At 72.7% G+C, this 1,304-nt stretch carries 2 protein-coding genes; both read left to right on the top strand.

Annotated features, from left to right (window positions below):
- The first annotated feature begins 432 nt into the window (after positions 1-432).
- Positions 433-729, top strand: a complete 297-nt coding sequence (locus L0B03_RS18035; protein ID WP_250448406.1) for a DUF1540 domain-containing protein — start codon at positions 433-435, stop codon at positions 727-729.
- Positions 730-795: 66 nt separating this feature from the next.
- Positions 796-1,304, top strand: a 509-nt coding sequence (locus L0B03_RS18030; RefSeq protein ID WP_250448404.1) for an alpha/beta family hydrolase, incomplete at its 3' end; no start/stop codon positions are given.

Raw genomic sequence — 1,304 nt, 5'->3', positions numbered from 1 at the left:
GCCGCAGCGTCGGCGTGCGCCGGGACGGCGGTTCTCGCCCGGCCCCGCCGGCGGGCCTCGCACGGGGCCTCACCCCGGGGGGCCGAGGCGGCCGACGCTGGACTCCTCGAGATCGGATCCTCGGGGGGCGGTCACCCGGGTCCGGACGTAGAACAGTGCGCACCGCGCAGGGGGCAGGCGATGCGCACTGTCAGGACCCAGTTTGCACGTCCCGCCGGTGAGCGTCAAACCCCCCCGGGGTTCACCGCCTCGTCGCTGGCACGGCGCCCGCGCGCCGCACAGCGGGCACACAGGGAGCTTGTCGCCGGAAATACGCATCATCTGCGTTTCATAAAGGGGTTAGGAATGCCTCACCTCAGAATTCCGGGTATTGCTTTTTGGCATTCTTGGTGTAATTCTTGGAGAACACGATCGACGATCTGAGGAGTCACCATGACCGCCACGATGCCCGAGGTCAGCGAGTGCACCGTCGCTGGCTGCTCGTACAACCACGACGGCTGCCACGCCTTTGCCATCACGGTGAGCGGTGCGAACGGCTCGGCCGACTGCGGCACCTTCATCCCGCTGAGCACCAAGGGCGGCCTCGACCGGGTCGTCGCCCAGGTCGGCGCCTGCTCGCGGGTCGACTGCGTGCACAACAGCTCCCTCGAGTGCACCGCGACCGGAGTCCGCATCGGCGCAGGTGCGGGCGGGCACGATGCCAACTGCCTCACCTACGAGCAGGGCTGAACCCGCACACCACAGAGCGTGGGCGCCGTCCCTCTCGGTGCGGGGCCCACGTCTAGGGTTCGTCGCGTGCCCGAGCTCCGCGTCGACGTGCAGGAGGTCCCGACCGCGCACGGAGCGGCCCGGGTCCACGTCCACGCCCCGGCACTGACCCCGCGAGGGCTCCTGGTGCTCGGCCACGGTGCCGGGGGCGGGGTCGACGCCCCCGACCTCCTCGCCGTGACCGCCGTCGCGACAGACCTCGGGATGACCACCGCCCTGGTCGAGCAGCCCTACCGCGCGGCTGGCCGCCGCGGATCACCCAGGGCACCGACCCTCGACGCGGCCTGGACCGAGGTCCTCGCGCACCTGGTCGCCGGGCCCGGCGACCACACCCCTCTGGTCACCGGCGGACGCTCGGCAGGGGCCCGGGTCGCGTGCCGCACCGCCGAGGCGACGGGAGCCGACGCCGTCCTGTGCCTCGCCTTCCCGGTCCAGCCCCCCGGGCGGCCCGACCGGCCCAGCCGGATGCCCGAGCTCGACGGGGCGGGCGCACCCGTCCTGGTGGTGCAGGGCGAGCGCGACCCCTACGGCATGCC

The sequence above is a fragment of the Actinotalea sp. C106 genome (genome assembly GCF_023630195.1).
In the GTDB taxonomy this organism is placed as follows: Bacteria; Actinomycetota; Actinomycetes; order Actinomycetales; family Cellulomonadaceae; genus Actinotalea.
Note: the sequence above shows the minus strand (reverse complement) of the source record. Positions and strands in the feature narration are given on the sequence as shown.

Bases quoted from the DNA above. Each gene is read 5' to 3' on its own strand.
- L0B03_RS18035 (WP_250448406.1), top strand. From the start codon at position 433: ATGACCGCCACGATGCCCGAGGTCAGCGAGTGCACCGTCGCTGGCTGC.